Below are 15,497 nucleotides of genomic sequence, written 5' to 3'. Positions count from 1 at the left end.
GCATCCCCTTACAGTCGAGTCGGGATCAACGGCTGGTCCAGAACGATCACGCGTTTGGGATCGTCCCACATTACCACCAGATCGTGAGCCAGAGAATTCTTGAACGGTACCGCCATACCGGAATTCGCCAGTTTGCGGCGAGCAGGAAGTTCGATGAAACCGCTCTCCGCGGCCAATACCCAGTCGAGCAACTCGCGCAGGGTCTCCGGCTCGGCGTCCGGATGCCACAGCACGACCGGGAGACCACTGCGGAGCGCGCTCGTCAGTTCGTCCGGCACACCACCCGGTTTCGCTTGGGGCGGCGGGGGTTTCGCCAATACCAGGCCGACCCAGTGCTCGTCGCTCAGTATGGCGTCGATCGGGTGATCCTCGACCTTCGCGCAACCGGAATAGTGCAGCCGGTCGGCGGCCGGGTCCTTCACCATCGAATCCCAGCGAACGTGCCATGCGCGATGCCAATGCCTCGCCCGCATCCTCTCCAAAGACCGTATTCCGAGACGGTACCCGTAGCGCAACGGCTGGGGCTGACCGGTCTCATGCTCCTTCGCCCACCGCTGCACCGGCAAATTGATCAACGTCCGCGGCAGGAGGAACTCCACCGACGCGGACATGCTCTGGCCGGACCAGACACCTTCGGTCTCCAGGATGACGTCATCGACCCTGAGCTCGACTTCTTCGATTCCGATTTCGCGCACTCCGCCGAGCGGCGGCGGCCAAACGTCGGGATCGTCCTGTCTCCAGAATGCGAGCGTGCACCGCGTCGGATCCGCGGAAACCGGTTCGAGCATGATCATCAAATGCAGATGCGGGTGGTCCGGAATCGGCGACCTGGTCAGCCGCTGATGCCCGAAAGCGGCGGCGATCCGCAGCGAGCGAGCCTGATTCGCCAGCCAGCCCTCGATCATCGCGTCCGGCTTGCCTCCCGCGTTTTCGGCCAGCAGCCCGAGAAACGTCAACGCGGGCGGGATCCCGTCCACACCCGCGTTGAAGTCCGTGAGCAGCTGAAAGGCATCCCACGCGTCGGTGACGCCGTCCAGCCGGGGCGGCGGGACCGCGGGACCGAGCGCGCGGCTCACCATGACCGCCTGATTCGGGACTCTCATTCCGGTCAAATGACGGCGCAGGCCCACCAGATCCTTGCGGGGGATCAACTCCAGAACGGGGCCTGCCGGGGCGGCCGGGAAGAGATCCTCGGCGCGCACCACCACCGAATCCACGACGACTTCCCCGTGCAGGCGTAAATAAGCCATTCCGGTGAAAGTCTTCACTGAAACAGGTAGCGGACGGTACAACTCGGGCAACAAACCCGGGTCCTTCTCGATGACGTCCGTGAAGAAACGCTCCGATGAGATGAAGGCGATCATCCGATCGGATTCGGCGAAGACCTCCTTCACCGGTTGCGCGTCGAGAATGCGGAAAGCGATATCGACCGCGTCCCCGACCCAGCCGTTGTCGTCGCCGATCACCTCGCCGGAGTTGAGGCTCACCCGCAGCCGCATCTGTGCCTGCGGTGTCCGCGTGTGGTTGTACCGGCGGAGGGCGACCCCGAGGCGATCCGGCAGCAGGTCGGCGACCAGGCTTTTGGTCGTCCCAGGCGGAAGCAGGATCAAGACACCGTCGCCCCGGTCCTCGTGCGCGCACGAATCGAAGTCGATACCGCTTTCGGCGAACGCGATCTTCAAGACCTCGTACATGCCCTGGTGCACGGCCAGCCGGTCGAGCCGGTTGCGGTCCGGCGCGGTGAACCCCACGACGTCCACTACGACGATCGTGCGGTCGAGAGCCCGCGTCGGTACCGCCATTGGCCCCCTCCCAAGGTCCACGGCGCCGGCCCACCGGCGCCGACCCACATTATCGCGTCGACCCGGGCCGAGTTGAGTATCAATTGACAAATAGGGGGCGGCGGATCGGTGTTAACGCTCGTGAGTGGTAAGGAAGGTTCCAACCGTCCCTACCACTCACGAGGCGATCAGACGCCGGCGATCTGCTGGATCCAGCTGCGGTAGCGGGTGATGTTGGTGTACGCGGTGTTGTTCGACCGGTCGCTGGTCGAGGCGACGCCGACCTGACGGTCACCGGAGAACATCGGGCCGCCCGAGTCACCGCCGGCGGTGATGCCGTCGACGCGGTTCGCGCAGACCGCGACCCCGCCGTTGTAGTCGCTGCAGCTGACCGAGTTGACCCGGACGGTGGCGACCTTCAGGTAACGGGACTGGCAGTTGATCTCGGAACCGCACTGGCTGGTCGCGCCCCAGCCGTAGACCTGGACGTTCTGCCCGACCGCGACGTTGCTCGTGGTGCCGAGCGGCGCGTAGGTGGCGTTGACCGAACTGGTCAGCCGGACGATGGCGAGGTCCGCGCCAGAGTGGCGGGTGATGCTCGCCGCGGTGGCCATGGTGCCGCCGCTCTGCTGGTCGAGGCTGCCGATGCGGAACGTGTAGCTGCCGCTGCTCGCGACACAGTGTTTGGCGGTGAGGATGTACTGCGGCGCGATGATCGTGGCGGTGCAGTTCTGCTGCCCGTTCACGAACAGCCGGGCCGCCCAGGGACCGCTCTGCGCGTACTGGCCGCCGATGATCATCGGCTGCACGCCGGAGGGTTCGGCGGCGGTCGCGGCGGGGGCGGTCGAGCCGAGCAGCGCCATGAAGGCGGTACCGGCCAGCAGGACGAGGGAGCGCAGTCGCATGTTCCGACTCATTTCCGCGGCCGGGTCCCGGCCGCTTGAAAGTGGGGACGAACGCGCTGATTCTGTGTCGTGCCAAGGGAAGCCGGAAACCGACGAAAGTTCGCGCGGGCTACCTATTTATTTCCATGACGGCCGGACGTGGTTTTTGAGTACTCGGCGAAGATCATTAGGTAGTCACTCGCCGAGCAGGCGCCACGCGGTGAGGGCGAGCCGCACCCGCGTCAGGCCGAGCGGATCGGTCAGGTCGACGGACAGGCTTTTGCCGATCTGGGTCAGCCGTCGCGCCACGCTGCTGTGGTGCAGGTGCAGGGAATCGGCGGCCTGGCGCACGGAACCCGTGGCACAGTAGGCGTCCAGCGTCCGCAGGTCCTCCGGATCCGCGGCCAGCTTCGTGATCGCGACGACGTCGGCGTTGGCCCGCGTGTCCTCCTCCGGGATCCGCGCGAGCAGCGCCAGTGCGCCGAGGTCGCGATAGTGGATCACCGGACGGCGCGCGGTCGTGAACCGCAGCGCGGTCGTCGCGTCCTGCCAGGACCGATGCGGGCATTCGGCGTCGCCGATCCCCGCCCGGACGTCTTCGGGGAACCGGGCCGGATCCACCGCGGCGGCCAGGATGATGCCGACGTCGCCGAGTGACGCGGCCTTGACCGGGCGCCCGTGGCAGATCAGGCCCCCGATCTTCTCGAGTGGGAGCCCGGACCGGACGGCGACCACGCGGATCGGCGCGTCGCCGGGGAAACCCAGCAGCCGCAAGGCCCGGTTCCTGGCGGCGTCGTCGCTGGCGGAGCTGATCACGAGTTCCACCAGCGCCGGATCGGCCATGGTGGTGCGGGCGGGCCCGTAGCGCTCGACGACCGTCGCGACGGCGATCGCGAGGCGGTCCAGCACCGCTTCGTCGAGGGCACCCGGCTCGCCCTCGCGTTCCAGCCAGACCGTGCCGATCTCTTCGTCGTCGAGGGTGACCGCCGTCGTCATGGACACGGGCACGGAGGCCGGAGCGGCTTCGCGTCCGTCGGGGGCCATGCGGATGGTGCGCCCGGTGCTGTGCAGCCGGATGCCCGCCGCGCATTCCGCCAGCCCCGCGGTGGCGCGGGCGAGCGCTGGGAGGTCGACCCGCCGCCGCATCAAGGTGTCGTAGAACATCACGACGCGGATCACGCCCTCGACGTCGGGATCCAGATGCGACAACCGCGCGGCCAGTGCCTCCATGCCGGCGAGCCTACGCGGCGATCGTCGCGCGAAGGGGCGATCACACGCGACGGATGGCGGCCGCCCTCCGGACCGGAAACCGGAAGGATCATCGTCATGGATCCCGAACTCGAAGCCTTCATCGCCCTGTTCCCCGCGGCGAACCTCGACGACCCGATCGCCGATCGCGAGAAGCTCGCAAAGCTGGCCACGTCGGTTCCGCGGCCCGACACGTCGGCCATGGAGGTCGAGGACCGGACGGTGCCCGGCGACCCCGGCGTCCCGATCCGGATCTACCGGCCCCGGGAGGCGCAGGGCGCCATTATCTGGCTGCACGGCGGCGGCTGGGTCATGGGCAACCTGGAGACCGAGCACCCTTGGGCGGCCCGGCTCGCCGAAGCGTCCCAAGCGGTGGTGATCTCGGTGGAGTACCGGCTGGCGCCGGAGAACCCGTTCCCCGCAGCGTTCGACGACACCTACGCCGTGCTGAACTGGACGGCGGACCACGCGGCCGAGCTCGGCGTCTCTCCCGACCGGATCGCGGTCGGCGGGCACAGCGCGGGCGGCGGGCTCGCGGCGGCGACGGCCTTGCGGGTCCGCGACGAAGGCGGCCCGCGGATCTGCTTCCAGCTGCTCAACCAGCCGGGGCTCGACGACCGGCAGGAGTCGTGGTCGGCGCGCAACTTCACCGACACGCCGTGGATGAACCGCGCCAAGATCACCGCCTCGTGGGGGCACTACTTGGCCGGGAAGCCCGCGCCTTCGCCGTATGCCGCCCCTTCGCGGGCCACCGATCTCTCCGGGCTGCCGCCCGCGTACGTCGCCTCCGCCGAGTTCTGCCCCAACCGCGACGAGAACATCGAGTACGCGCTCCGTCTGCTGCAGGCGGGGGTTTCGGTCGAACTGCACCACTGGCCGGGCACCTTCCACGGGTCGCAGGCGATCCTGTCCGCCGAGGTGTCCCGCCGCCAGATCGACGAACTGGGCGGCGTCCTGCGCCGCGCGCTGGCCGAGTCATGACGGCACCCACCACGGCCAGGCTGCTGCGCCCGTTCGCCGGCGGTTTCGCCGCCGTCGTCGTCCTGCAGATCGTCGGCGCCGTCTCGGGGTTGGCGCCGCTGCTCGCGGTCGTCGAGCTGGGCAGGGCGCTGCTGACGCCCGGACCGGTCGACGAAGGCCGCGTCTGGACCGCGGTGATCGTGGGCGCGGCCGGATTGTTCGTCCGGCTGGTGTTCACGGCCGCGTCGTCCGGGATCGGGCATCTGCTCGACGGCCGGGTCCAGCTCACCTTCCGCCGTCTGCTCGCCGAACGCCTGGGCCGCGTGCCGATCGGCTGGTTCTCCGGGCGCCGCACCGGCGAGCTGGCCAAGGTCGTCGGCGAGGACGTCGGCGCCGTGCACCCGTTCATCGCCCACACGCCCGGCGAGCTCGTCTCCGCCTTCGTCGTCCCGCTGGTGTCGCTGGGCTACCTGCTCACCATCGACTGGCGGCTCACCCTGATCACCCTGATCCCGGTGGTGCTGGCGGTGGCGCTGGTCCCGTTGATGATGACGCCCTCCCGGCTGCGCGAGCAGGAGGAGTTCGACCGGGGCATGGCGGGGATCTCGGATTCGGTCGTCGAATTCGTCCAGGGCATCGCCGTGGTCAAGGCGTTCGGCGGAGCGGGCCGCGCCCATCGCAGGTTCCGCACCGCCGCGGACGCCTTCGTCGCCACCTTCACCAAGTGGGTGCGAGGGATGGCCGGGCCGGCGGCGGGGATGCAACTCGCGCTGTCGCCGCCGTTCGTCCTGCTGGTGGTCCTGATCGGCGGCACGCTGCTGATCACCGGCGGCGGCCTCGCCCCGGTCGATCTCCTGCCGTTCCTGGTGCTGGGCCTGGGCTTGACCGCCCCCGTGGCCGCGCTCGGCCACGGTTTCGACGAACTGCAGGCCGCCCGGCGCGCGACCGGCCGGATCCGCGACGTGCTCGGCGTGCCGCCGTTGTCGGAACCGGAGAACCCCCTTGTGCCGCAAGGACATCGGGTGGAACTGCGAGGCGTCCGGTTCGGCTACGAGGCCGATCGCGAAGTCCTGCGCGGCATCGACCTGGTGCTCGAACCGGGCACCGTCACCGCCCTCGTCGGCCCGTCCGGCAGCGGGAAGTCCACTTTGGTCACTCTGTTGCCGCGGTTCTTCGACCCCACGGAAGGAAAAGTTCTGCTGGGCGGCGTCGATCTGCGCGAGATCGGCAGCCAGGAGCTGTACCGCAAGGTCTCCTTCGTGTTCCAGGATGTCCGCCTGCTCCGCGCGTCGGTCGCGGACAACATCGCGCTGGCCGTGCCGCACGCCGAGCTCGACGACGTCGTACGCGCCGCCCGGCTGGCGAACATCCACGACCGGATCCTCGAACTGCCACGCGGCTACGAAACGGTGCTGCACGAGGAAACCGGCCTGTCGGGCGGGGAAGCCCAGCGGATCTCGCTGGCCCGCGCGCTGCTCGCCGACACCCCCGTCCTGGTGCTCGACGAGGCCACCGCGTTCGCCGACCCGCAGACCGAACTGGCCGTGCGCCGGGCGCTGGCGACGTCACGGGCCGACCGGACGATCCTGGTCATCGCCCATCGCCTGGAGACGGTCGTCGACGCCGACACCGTCGTACTGCTGGAGAACGGCACCATCACCGAACGCGGCAAGCCCGCGAATCTGCTGACCCAGAACGGGAAATTCGCCGCCTTCTGGCGTTCCCGGCACGCCGCCGAACCACAGGGGGAACCTCGATGATCCGGATGTTGCTGAGCGTCCTCGGCCCCGAGCACGCCCCGCCGGTGCGGCGGACCGTGGCGCTGATGACGGTGACCGGGATCGTCGAAGGACTGTCCTACGCCTTGCTGGTTCCCTTGTTGCGGGCGCTGCTCGGGAGCACTCCCGGCGACGCCGTCCCGTGGCTGATCGCGTTCGGCGCGGCCTTCTCGGTGTTCGCGATCCTGCGCTACCGCGCCGATCTCTCCGGCTTCCGCGCCGGGACGACGTTGCTGCGCGGGATGTACCACCGCCTCGGCGACCATCTCGCCCGGCTGCCGATGGGCTGGTACGGCGGGAACCGCGTCGGTGAGGTGTCGGCACTGGCCGGACCCGGTGTGCTGCAGGCGATGGGCGTGATCGCGCATCTGCTGGCCCCGTTCGTGGCCGCGTGCGTCACCCCGCTGACGATCGTGTTCGTGATCTTCGCCTTCGATTGGCGGCTGGGGCTGGCCGCGCTGATCGCCGTCCCGGTCGTGGTCGCGATCCAGGTGTGGACGGGCCGTTCGACGGCCGCCGCCGACGAAGAGTCCTCCCGGCGCGACATCGAGGCGACCGGCCGGGTCATCGAGTATCTACAGGCCCAGCCGGTGCTGCGGGCAGGCGGGCGGGCCGCGGAACGATTCCGGCTGCTCGACGACTCGCTACAGGACCTCCAGCGGGCGAACCGCCGGTCCACCCTGTCGGCATTGCCCGGGGTCGTCGGGCTGACGTTCACGGTGCAGGCGATGTTCACCGTCCTGCTGACGCTGGGCGCCTTCCTCGCGCTCGGCGGGGAGATCGGCGCCGCCGAGGTCGTGGCGATCCTCGTCCTGGCCACGCGCTGCGCCGATCCGCTCCTCTCGCTGACGGACATCGGTGGCAAACTCCGCGGCGCGCGTTCGGTGCTGGTGCGGCTCGACGCGCTGCTGCGGACCGAACCGCTGCCGGAACCGCCGGAGCCGGTCCGGCCGGAGCGGCACGATCTGGAGTTCGAGTCGGCGGCCTTCACCCGCGGCGGCCGCGCGGTGCTCGACGGCCTTTCGCTGACCGTCCACGAAGGACAGAAGCTCGCCCTCGTCGGGCCTTCGGGCGCCGGGAAGAGCACGGTGCTGCAGCTGCTCGCCCGGTTCCACGACGTGGATTCGGGCGCGGTGCGCGTAGGCGGCGTGGACGTCCGCGCGATGAGCACCGACGACCTGATGTCCCGGATCGCGATCGTGTTCCAGGACGTCTACCTCTTCGACGGCACGATCGAGGAGAACATCAGGCTGGGCCGTCCGGACGCCGACGACGCCGATGTACGCGCCGCCGCGACGGCGGCCAGGCTGGACGAGGTGATCGAACGGCTGCCCGGCGGCTGGTCCGCGAACGTCGGCGAAGGCGGCGCACTGCTGTCCGGCGGGGAACGCCAGCGGGTGTCGATCGCGCGCGCACTGCTGAAGGACGCGCCCATCGTGCTGCTCGACGAGGTGACCTCCGCGCTGGATCCGGTCAACGAAGCGGCCGTCCACGAGGGGATCGAACGGCTCATGGCGGGCCGGACCGTGGTGATGGTGGCGCACCGGCTGCGGACCGTCGAGCGCGCGGACCACGTGGTCTTCCTGGACGGCGGCCGGATCGCGGAAGAAGGGAGTCACGGCGAGCTGGCCCGGCTCGGCGGCCGGTACGCCGGGTTCCTCGAGCCGCAAATCGCTTGACGCCGCCGGGGAACGGCAATGCACTGTGCCCATGAAGATCCGTTCCACGACCGCCGACGACCGCGCCGTCTTCGTCGACACGATGTTCACCGCGTTCGCCCGGTTCCCGGACACCGCGGGCGAGACCTGGTCCGCGCTCGAAATGGACCGCGGCCTGCTCGCGGTGACCGAGGACGGGCGGCCCGTCGGCACGGCCTCCGCGTACTCCTTCGAGCTCACCCTGCCCGGTGAGGTCGTCGTCCCGGCCGCCGGGGTGACCGCCGTCGGCGTGCTTCCCTCGCACCGCCGTCAAGGCGTGCTCAGCGCCATGATGCGGCACCAGCTCGCGGAATTCCGGGCCAGGGGTGAGTTCCTCTCCGTCCTGCTGGCGTCGGAGGCCCTGATCTACCGCCGGTTCGGCTACGGACCGGCGACCTACACCCGGCGCATGACGGTGCGGCGCCACCAGGCCGCCTTCGCCGTCCCCCGGGCGGCCGAGGTGGCCACCGGCACGATCGAACTGCTGCGCCGGGCCGATTGCGGCGAAATCCTGGAAGCGGTCTACGACCGGTATCGCCGCGCCCGGCCCGGCGCGCTGTCGCGCCCGCACGGCTGGTGGGAGGCGGGGGCCGGGCAACCCCCGATCTCCCGGGCACAGCGTCACGTCGCCGTGCATCGCGATGCCGACGGTGTCCCGGACGGATACGCCTCGTACTCGCTCACCGAACCCGGCACCCTGACCGTCGACGAGACCATCGCCACCGACGACGCGGTGTCCACGGCGCTGGCCAGATTCCTGCTCGGACACGACCTCGTCACCGAAGTCGTGTTCAAGCACTGCCCGCTCGACGATCCACTGCGATGGCAGCTCGAAGACTTCCGCGCCGGCGAACTCGGCGGCGACACCGACTGGCTGTGGGTGCGGCTGCTCGACGTCCCCCGCGCGCTCACCGCCCGCGGCTGGCAGGCCGACGGTGAGCTCGTCCTCGACGTCGGCGACCCGGCGCTCGGCGAGCACGGCCGCTATCTGCTCACCGTCCGGGACGGCGAGGCGGCCTGCGTCCCGACGGAGCGGGAACCCGACCTGTCCCTCGACGTGAGCGATCTGGGCTCGATCTATCTCGGCGGTACCACCCCGAGCACGCTCGTGCGGGCGGGCCATATCCGCGCTCACCATGCGGAGGCTGCCGCAGTCGCCGACGCTCTGTTCCGTACCGGGCGTTCTCCGCACTGCCTGCACTGGTTCTGATCACGCGAAGGGCGCGGTCTCAGAGCGCGGACGTTCGTTGACACCCCAAAGTGCCACTGCTCTACTCGGACGCATGCTCTGTACGGCCTGAATCAGTGTCGCTCACCTTCGAGAAACACCCGGGAATTCCGGGCGCTCCGCCCTGCCCGGAATTCCCGTTCGCCCTCGCACAGAACGGAATTCACCCCATGACCACGACCGAGCCCCGGATCCGATCCGCCAGTGAATGGCTGTCCGCCGCGAAGGAGGTCGCCGCGGAACTCGCGGTGAACGCGGCCGAGCGCGACCGGAACAACGAAACGCCCTACGCGGAAGTCCGGCTGCTCAAGGAATCCGGCCTGGTGACGCTGCTCGGCCCGGTCGAGCACGGCGGAGGCGGCCAGAGCTGGGAGACCGCCTATCGCGTGATCCGCGAGGTCGCACGCGGAGACGGCTCGATCGGCCAGCTGCTCGGCTACCACTATCTCTGGGCATGGGCCGCTCGCCTCGTGGCGACCGACGACCAGATCGCCGCCGTCGAAGAACTGTATACGCGGAACGATTTCGTCTTCGGCGGCGCGGTCAACCCCCGCGACTCCGATCTGAAGATCACCGAGGACGGCGACGAGATCGTCTACAACGGACACAAATCGTTCTCCACCGGTAGCAAGGTTTCGGATCTGACCGTGCTGGAAGGCGTCCTCGAAGGCACCGAGGACCACATCTTCGCGATCGTCCCGTCCGAACAGGACGGAATCGTCTTCCACGACGATTGGGACAACATCGGCCAGCGGCTCACCGAATCGGGCAGCGTGACCATCACCGACGTGCGCGTCCCGTGGGCGAGCGCGGCGGGCTACGTCGACAAGAAGTTCCGCCCGCTGACCTACAACACGCTCAACGTCCCGGCGATCCAGCTGGTGTTCGCCAACTTCTATCTCGGCATCGCGCAAGGCGCGCTCGAAACCGCGCTGGCGTACACGCGCGAGCACACCCGGGCGTGGCCGTACGGCGGCGACAACAAGCCCTCCGCCGGCGAGGAGTGGTACATCCTCGACGGCTACGGTGATCTCCAGTCGAAGCTGTGGGCCGCCGAGGCGCTGGTGGACAAGGCCGGGACCGCGATCTCCGCCGTGCTGCACGCTCCGCGCGAGGAACTGACCCCCGAGGCACGCGGCGAGATCGCGGTTCTCGTCGCCGCCGCCAAACAGCGCGTGATCGATACCGGCCTCGAAATCGGCACGAAGATCTTCGAGCTGACCGGCGCCCGCGCGAGCGCCACGAAATACGGCCTGGACCGGTTCTGGCGGAATCTGCGGACGCACTCACTGCACGATCCGGTGGCGTACAAACGCCGTGAAGTCGGTGCTTACGCGCTGCTGAACGAACTTCCGGAGCCCACCTGGTACACCTGAGTCCTGGCGAAGTGACTTCTGGGCACACCGGAGCCGGTGTGCCCAGAAAGCCGGATCACTCCTCGAAGCCCTCGTCGCCACCGTCGAAGATGTCCTCCATGACCTCGCCGAGGATCATGCCGCCGACCACACCGGCCGCGGCACCGGCGACCACACCGCCCATCCCCGGACCACGCCTGCCGTGGTGACCGTGGTGGTCGTAGTCGTGGCCGTAGTGCTCTTGATGCCCGCCGAACATGGCGTGCCCGCCGCCGGATTCGGCGACCTTGGCCAGCCAGCCGTCGATGGCCGCGGCCCAGTCGGTGCGCAGCGCCTCCTCGTGCGAAACGTGGAAGCGGCCGAAGGAGTCGCCGCCGGAGCGGAACATGCCGCCGCGCCTGTCCGCCTCCAGCACCACCACAAGGTCGTCCGGGCTCGCGACGAAGGTCAGCTCCACCTGGCCGACCCGGCCGGCGTAGCGCGACGGCGGGAAGAACTCGATCTCCTGGAAGAACCCGAGCTCCTGCCGGACACCGTGCAGTTGCCCAGCCTCGACGTCGGCGCTGCGGAAGGAGAAGCCCAGCTCGCCGAACGCCTCCAGCACCCGGTCCTGCGATTCCAGCGGCCCGACGAGCACCGGGTCGAGGTCGCCCTTGTCCGGCGCGCCGGCGATGACGAGTTCGGTGCGCACGCCGACGACCATGCCCGGCAGCTCACGCCCGCCCACCGCGCTGATCGGCGTTTCCCACGGCAGGGCGATCCGGAACGGGACGGTCGTCAGCTGCCCCGCCGTCACCTGGACCTTGCGGCCCGCGCTGACCCGCAGGAATTCCGCGGTCCCGGCACGCTCGTGGTCGCCGCGCTCGACCTCGACCCGGGTGACCAGCGAGAGCAGGATCTCCTCGATCTGGGCGTCGCTCGAACCGCCCTGGATGCGGACCTGGCCGGTGATCACCTCGCCGGGAACGGCGTGCGGTGAGTCGAGCACGGTGTCGACGGACGGGCCGCCGACCCCGAAGGCGCTGAGCATCCGTTTGAACATCAGGGATTTCCTCCGCTGGGTACTGGAACAGGGGGTACCGGAACACTTCGACTACTACCGAGATCCGTCGCGGCACGCCAGGTAAACCGGGTTAAAAACCCCTAAACGGGCGTGACGTCACTACCTTCTCAGATCGGCCTGACGGACGTCGTGCAGGTGGATGACGACGTCGTACGAGCGGCCGAGCGAGATGTCCGCCGGGTCGACGGGGAAGAGCGTGCCGATGGTGCGGGTGGGCCGGGCGGTGTCCAGCCAGGCGCGGGCGGCGGGCGGCGCGGTGCGCAGGTCCAGGTAGAAGTCCTCGAACCGGACCCGGTCGAGGGTGTCCTCGTTCGTCCCGGACGGCGCGGCCGGGACGGAGAACGGCTTCCACTCGCCGCCCACCGCGGTGTCCTTGGACAGGAAGGAACCCCGGTCGAAGCTGAACCCGATCGGCAGGTAGCCGCGGCCCAGCGTCTCGCGCAGGAAGGCGCCTTGGGTCTTCGGGTAGATCGCCGGCATGTCGGGGATGTACGCGACATGGGCGTTGTGCGCGGAGAGCAGGATCCTGTGGCCGGTCCGCCGCTGCCACCAGGCGACGTTCTGGGCCATCGCCTGGTCGCGCAGGATCTGTGCCGCGGGCAGCCCCTTCGGATCCGCGAGGTCGACGGCGAGGAAGCGGGCGGTCTGCGCGACGAACCGGGCGTGCTGCTCGGTCCAGCCGTAGGCGTCCGCCCCGGTCAGCCCCTTGACCAGTTCGAAGGCCTGCTCCGCCTGCGTGGCGAGCCGCCGTCGCTCGTCGACGGGTTTACGCACGTAGGCGAACGCGTCGTCGATCGGGCGCAGTCCCGTGTACAGCTCATTGAGCCGGGGCAGCGCCTCCGGATGGTGCCGGCCGATGTGGTCGGTGATCCGCGCGAAGAAGGCGTCGTTCACCGAAGGCGCGCCGAGGTCGTCACCGACGAAGTGCACCGTGCGATCGGGGTGCGCGCGGTTGTGATCGCGCATCCACCGGATCAGGCTCACGAACTCCTCACGATCCCACGGGGATCCGGCCAGCGTGCGCTTCGCGATCTCACGGGCGTCGCCGCGCCCGGTCTGGACGTACTCGTCGATCTCCAGGCCGGCGGACCAGCTGAGCTCCAGCGCGAAGGCCCGGAACCCCTTTTCCTCGACGAGGTAGCGGAACACCCGCTCCTTCATGGTGAAGAATTCGTGGGAACCGTGGGTCGCCTCGCCGAGGCCGACCACCTTCGCGTCGGCGATCATCCCGCCCAGCGCCCGTAGATCGGCGTTGTTCCGGCCGGGCTCGGTCGTCCGCAGCGGATGCGCCGCCCGGTCCAGCGACCGCACCGGATCCTGCCGGGCCGCCGCCTCGTCCGCGACCGCCGGGCTTACGAGCGGAGCGAGAACCGCACCCGTCACCACCACCGCGGCGGCCACCAATCCCCGTCTTCCCCACCGTTTCCGGCCGTCCGTCATACCGCTCACCCCTTCGTTCCGCTGTCGAAATCGATCATCGTCGACGGAACGGTGGCGGCGCATTGAAGCAAAGCTCCTACTTGGGGTGGGGTTTTCCTCACCCCACGAGAAGCGGGTGGACCCCGCCGCCGGGTGTGGGACCCGAAGGCGGGAATCCACCCGCGTTTATCTCCCTCCGCAGCGGCTGTCCGTCACTCCGCGCGCCACAACGCGGGTGTGGACGGCGGCTCCCAGCCGGGCTGGGCGGTGTGCGCCTGCAAGCACACGTAACCGCGACCGCTGTAGGTGACCCGGGCGCCCGCGGAATAGCCGGTTCCCGCCGCCCAGGTCGTCCCGCCGGGCGGGTTGGAGGTCGAAGTCGACGTCGTCGGCGTCGTACTGGTCGGCCGCGAGGTCGACGTCGGCGTCTGCGGCACGTTCAACACGAAGTCGAACGCGGCCTCCTTGGCCGTGCCCGCGTCCCGGACGGTCATCAGCAGCCGCGGGTCGAAGATCGTGTCGGTGTTGTTGCGCGGCTCGTTGGGGAAGTAGAGCTGCGTGGTCAGCACCGGCCTGCCGGGGGCCTGGACCTTGACGTGGATATGCCGCGTACGCCCGGGGTAGAGGCCGGGCACGATGGTGCTCAGCGAGAACGCGCCCTTGTCGTTCGTGAACTGGTGACCGCGGAAGGTGTACCCCACGTTGTCGTAGGCGCCGTTGACGTCCGCCTGCCAGAAGTCCAGCAGCGCCCGCGCGATCGGCAGGCAGCCGAGCCCGAACACGTAGCCGGACACGGTGAGCCGCGTTCCCGGCGTGCCCGCCGTGACGAGCGAGGTGCGCTGCGGGGAATTCGGCTTGAAATAAGGACCTTCGGTCTGCGGAATGGTCGGGTCGTCCCCGTCGTCGCAGTACGGGGTCAGCTCGGGTGCCTGGCCGCTCGCGACGGTGGTGCGTGCGAGAGCGGGGCCGCCGATCAACGCGACCGGAGCCGCCACACCCGCGGCGATCGCGGCCTTCAGCACAGTCTTCCGGCTGAGCTTGTTTTCTTCGTCCATACCTGCTCCTCGTGGGGGCTTCGGGAATCACCCTCGACGGTATGGAGAAGATCAGCTGCGGACGATGGACTGACCTGGTCAGTCGTGGTGAATCTCCGGGGGCGCGTCACCGGTCCTGCGGTAATCACCGGGGCTCAACCCCGTTTCCCGCCGGAAGAACCGGCAGAAATAGGCGGGATCCGCGAAACCGACCCGGCTGGCGACCTGCCGCACGGTGAGATCCGTGCCGCGCAGGAACCGTTTCGCCTCCCGGGTCCTCGCCTCGCGCATCAGTTGTGCCGCCGTCCGGCCGGTCGCCGTTTTCACCGCGTCGGTGAGATATCCCGGCGTGACACCGATCCGTTCCGCGAGCGCGCCGACCGACCAGAGCCCGAGGTCGGGTCTGCCGAGCAACCGCGCGAATTCCGTGCCCACCGCCTGTGCTCTGGCGGGCGGACGCGGATCCGCCAGCCCCGGAAGCCGTCCCGCCCGCACGATCAGCACGTGCATCAGGGCCCGCAGCACCGAATCGGTACCCTGTCCGCCACAACGGAATTCCTCGTCGAGTTCGGCGACCATCCGCGCCGTCTCCTCGGCCGCGCGCTCGTCGAGCCGCCACGGCTGCTGGCTGAGCCTTCGCAGGGTTTCGCGATCCGACGGATGTTCGAGCAGGAAATCGTCGGTGAACAGCACGACGAATCCGCTGAGATCGCGGGCATCCCAATGATGTACCTGCCCCGGTGTTATGACCGCGAGTTGCGGCGGTCCCAATTCCCAGCGGGTGAAATCGATGACGTGGTCGCCGGTGCCGCCGGTGACGTGGACGATTTCGTAGAAGGTGTGCCGATGCGGGAACGCCGCCCGCGACATCGGCCCGATCGTGTCGAATGTGCCGACCGTGAACGGCAGGGCGTCCGGCGCGCGGACCTCCAGCCGATGCAGTGGCAATTCCCCCGCCTTCGGTTTCAGGCAAGGCGTCCTCGGCAACACCGTCGTTCCGCGCATGGACCGGTCCCTTTCACCACACTGGGAATGAAAAGTCTAGACCAA

General features: G+C 69.2%; 12 protein-coding genes. 5 read left to right on the top strand and 7 right to left on the bottom strand.

Translation table 11 applies throughout. The annotated features are described in order from the left end of the window. Nucleotides 1–8: 8 nt before the first annotated feature. The 3 genes from ACIBTM_RS22315 to ACIBTM_RS22305 all read right to left on the bottom strand — a co-directional run bounded on the left by ACIBTM_RS22315 (nucleotide 9) and on the right by ACIBTM_RS22305 (nucleotide 3,895). A complete protein-coding gene (locus tag ACIBTM_RS22315) occupies nucleotides 9–1,802 on the bottom strand; it encodes a hypothetical protein (protein WP_395878993.1) in 1,794 nt (597 codons plus the stop codon). Nucleotides 1,803–1,969: 167 nt separating this feature from the next. After that, a complete protein-coding gene (locus ACIBTM_RS22310; RefSeq protein WP_395878992.1) occupies nucleotides 1,970–2,686 on the bottom strand; it encodes a S1 family peptidase in 717 nt (238 codons plus the stop codon). Between the two features lie 174 nt (nucleotides 2,687–2,860). Beyond that, nucleotides 2,861–3,895: a PucR family transcriptional regulator gene (locus tag ACIBTM_RS22305; protein ID WP_395878991.1), complete on the bottom strand. Its 1,035-nt coding sequence runs from the start codon at nucleotides 3,893–3,895 to the stop codon at nucleotides 2,861–2,863. A gap of 96 nt (nucleotides 3,896–3,991) precedes the next feature. On the opposite strand from ACIBTM_RS22305, the gene ACIBTM_RS22300 reads away from it, so the two are divergent. The 5 genes from ACIBTM_RS22300 to ACIBTM_RS22280 all read left to right on the top strand — a co-directional run bounded on the left by ACIBTM_RS22300 (nucleotide 3,992) and on the right by ACIBTM_RS22280 (nucleotide 10,952). Further along, nucleotides 3,992–4,894 carry an alpha/beta hydrolase gene (locus ACIBTM_RS22300; RefSeq protein WP_395878990.1) on the top strand — a complete coding sequence of 301 codons (903 nt, stop codon included), beginning with the start codon at nucleotides 3,992–3,994 and terminating at the stop codon, nucleotides 4,892–4,894. Continuing rightward, nucleotides 4,891–6,633, top strand: coding sequence for an ABC transporter ATP-binding protein (locus ACIBTM_RS22295; protein WP_395878989.1), 1,743 nt, complete (start codon nucleotides 4,891–4,893; stop codon nucleotides 6,631–6,633). Before ACIBTM_RS22300 ends, ACIBTM_RS22295 begins: the two co-directional genes overlap by 4 nt. After that, nucleotides 6,630–8,330: an ABC transporter ATP-binding protein gene (locus ACIBTM_RS22290; protein ID WP_395878988.1), complete on the top strand. Its 1,701-nt coding sequence runs from the start codon at nucleotides 6,630–6,632 to the stop codon at nucleotides 8,328–8,330. The genes ACIBTM_RS22295 and ACIBTM_RS22290 overlap by 4 nt, the downstream gene beginning before the upstream one ends. Before the next feature lie 31 nt (nucleotides 8,331–8,361). After that, nucleotides 8,362–9,558, top strand: a complete 1,197-nt coding sequence (locus ACIBTM_RS22285; RefSeq protein WP_395878987.1) for a GNAT family N-acetyltransferase — start codon at nucleotides 8,362–8,364, stop codon at nucleotides 9,556–9,558. A 188-nt stretch (nucleotides 9,559–9,746) separates the two neighbouring features. Further along, nucleotides 9,747–10,952, top strand: a complete 1,206-nt coding sequence (locus tag ACIBTM_RS22280; protein ID WP_395878986.1) for an acyl-CoA dehydrogenase family protein — start codon at nucleotides 9,747–9,749, stop codon at nucleotides 10,950–10,952. A gap of 55 nt (nucleotides 10,953–11,007) precedes the next feature. On the opposite strand, the gene ACIBTM_RS22275 is transcribed toward ACIBTM_RS22280, so the two are convergent. From ACIBTM_RS22275 to ACIBTM_RS22260, 4 genes are all read right to left on the bottom strand, one after another. Then, a complete protein-coding gene (locus ACIBTM_RS22275; protein ID WP_395878985.1) occupies nucleotides 11,008–11,973 on the bottom strand; it encodes a sporulation protein in 966 nt (321 codons plus the stop codon). A gap of 120 nt (nucleotides 11,974–12,093) precedes the next feature. Then, nucleotides 12,094–13,434, bottom strand: a complete 1,341-nt coding sequence (locus ACIBTM_RS22270; RefSeq protein ID WP_395878984.1) for an erythromycin esterase family protein — start codon at nucleotides 13,432–13,434, stop codon at nucleotides 12,094–12,096. Between the two features lie 191 nt (nucleotides 13,435–13,625). After that, the gene (locus ACIBTM_RS22265) at nucleotides 13,626–14,468 is read right to left on the bottom strand and encodes a carbohydrate-binding protein (protein WP_395878983.1); all 843 of its coding nucleotides are present in this window, start codon (nucleotides 14,466–14,468) and stop codon (nucleotides 13,626–13,628) included. Nucleotides 14,469–14,546: 78 nt separating this feature from the next. Next, entirely contained in the window at nucleotides 14,547–15,452 is a 906-nt protein-coding gene (locus ACIBTM_RS22260; protein WP_395878982.1) for an AraC family transcriptional regulator, read from the bottom strand. Between the last annotated feature and the right edge of the window lie 45 nt (nucleotides 15,453–15,497).

Source organism: Amycolatopsis sp. NPDC049868 (assembly GCF_044461365.1).
Taxonomy (GTDB): Bacteria; Actinomycetota; Actinomycetes; order Mycobacteriales; family Pseudonocardiaceae; genus Amycolatopsis.
Note: the sequence above shows the minus strand (reverse complement) of the source record. Positions and strands in the feature narration are given on the sequence as shown.